The 1,658-nt window shown below is 50.5% G+C and carries 2 tRNA genes and 2 rRNA genes; all 4 read right to left on the reverse strand.

The annotated features are described in order from the left end of the window. A 23S ribosomal RNA gene (locus AACU94_RS24530) occupies nt 1-912 on the reverse strand; the annotation flags it as partial. Nucleotides 913-1,086: 174 nt separating this feature from the next. Continuing rightward, nucleotides 1,087-1,162, reverse strand: a tRNA-Ala gene (locus AACU94_RS24535). A gap of 42 nt (nt 1,163-1,204) precedes the next feature. Next, nucleotides 1,205-1,281: transfer RNA gene (locus AACU94_RS24540), tRNA-Ile, on the reverse strand. A 68-nt stretch (nt 1,282-1,349) separates the two neighbouring features. Further along, nucleotides 1,350-1,658, reverse strand: a 16S ribosomal RNA gene (locus tag AACU94_RS24545); the annotation flags it as partial.

Genomic DNA, 1,658 nt, shown 5'->3' on the forward strand with positions numbered 1-1,658 from the left:
GTTTGCATCGGGTTGGTAAGTCGGGATGACCCCCTTGCCGAAACAGTGCTCTACCCCCGGAGATGAATTCACGAGGCGCTACCTAAATAGCTTTCGGGGAGAACCAGCTATCTCCCGGTTTGATTGGCCTTTCACCCCCAGCCACAAGTCATCCGCTAATTTTTCAACATTAGTCGGTTCGGTCCTCCAGTTAGTGTTACCCAACCTTCAACCTGCCCATGGCTAGATCACCGGGTTTCGGGTCTATACCCTGCAACTTAACGCCCAGTTAAGACTCGGTTTCCCTTCGGCTCCCCTATTCGGTTAACCTTGCTACAGAATATAAGTCGCTGACCCATTATACAAAAGGTACGCAGTCACCCCATTAAAGAGGCTCCCACTGCTTGTACGTACACGGTTTCAGGTTCTTTTTCACTCCCCTCGCCGGGGTTCTTTTCGCCTTTCCCTCACGGTACTGGTTCACTATCGGTCAGTCAGGAGTATTTAGCCTTGGAGGATGGTCCCCCCATATTCAGACAGGATACCACGTGTCCCGCCCTACTCATCGAGCTCACAGCATGTGCATTTTTGTGTACGGGGCTGTCACCCTGTATCGCGCGCCTTTCCAGACGCTTCCACTAACACACACACTGATTCAGGCTCTGGGCTGCTCCCCGTTCGCTCGCCGCTACTGGGGGAATCTCGGTTGATTTCTTTTCCTCGGGGTACTTAGATGTTTCAGTTCCCCCGGTTCGCCTCATTAACCTATGGATTCAGTTAATGATAGTGTGTCGAAACACACTGGGTTTCCCCATTCGGAAATCGCCGGTTATAACGGTTCATATCACCTTACCGACGCTTATCGCAGATTAGCACGTCCTTCATCGCCTCTGACTGCCAGGGCATCCACCGTGTACGCTTAGTCGCTTAACCTCACAACCCGAAGATGTTTCACTTCAGAGTTGCGAAAATTTGAGAGACTCACGAACAACTTGCGTTGTTCAGTGTTTCAATTTTCAGCTTGATCCAGATTTTTAAAGAGCAAAACTTCGCAGTGAACCTTTGCAGGTACACTCTGAAGTATTTTTTATTTAATCACTACAGAGATGGTGGAGCTATGCGGGATCGAACCGCAGACCTCCTGCGTGCAAAGCAGGCGCTCTCCCAGCTGAGCTATAGCCCCATAACATGTAGTTAAAACCTCCTCAAATTTGCGGTGCAAATTTGGTAGGCCTGAGTGGACTTGAACCACCGACCTCACCCTTATCAGGGGTGCGCTCTAACCACCTGAGCTACAAGCCTGTAGAGGTTTTACTGCTCATTTTCATCAGACAATCTGTGTGAGCACTGCAAAGTACGCTTCTTTAAGGTAAGGAGGTGATCCAACCGCAGGTTCCCCTACGGTTACCTTGTTACGACTTCACCCCAGTCATGAATCACAAAGTGGTAAGCGCCCTCCCGAAGGTTAAGCTACCTACTTCTTTTGCAACCCACTCCCATGGTGTGACGGGCGGTGTGTACAAGGCCCGGGAACGTATTCACCGTGGCATTCTGATCCACGATTACTAGCGATTCCGACTTCATGGAGTCGAGTTGCAGACTCCAATCCGGACTACGACGCACTTTATGAGGTCCGCTTGCTCTCGCGAGGTCGCTTCTCTTTGTATGCGCCATTGTAG

The organism is Escherichia sp. E4702 (assembly GCF_963883545.1).
Lineage (GTDB): Bacteria > Pseudomonadota > Gammaproteobacteria > Enterobacterales > Enterobacteriaceae > Escherichia.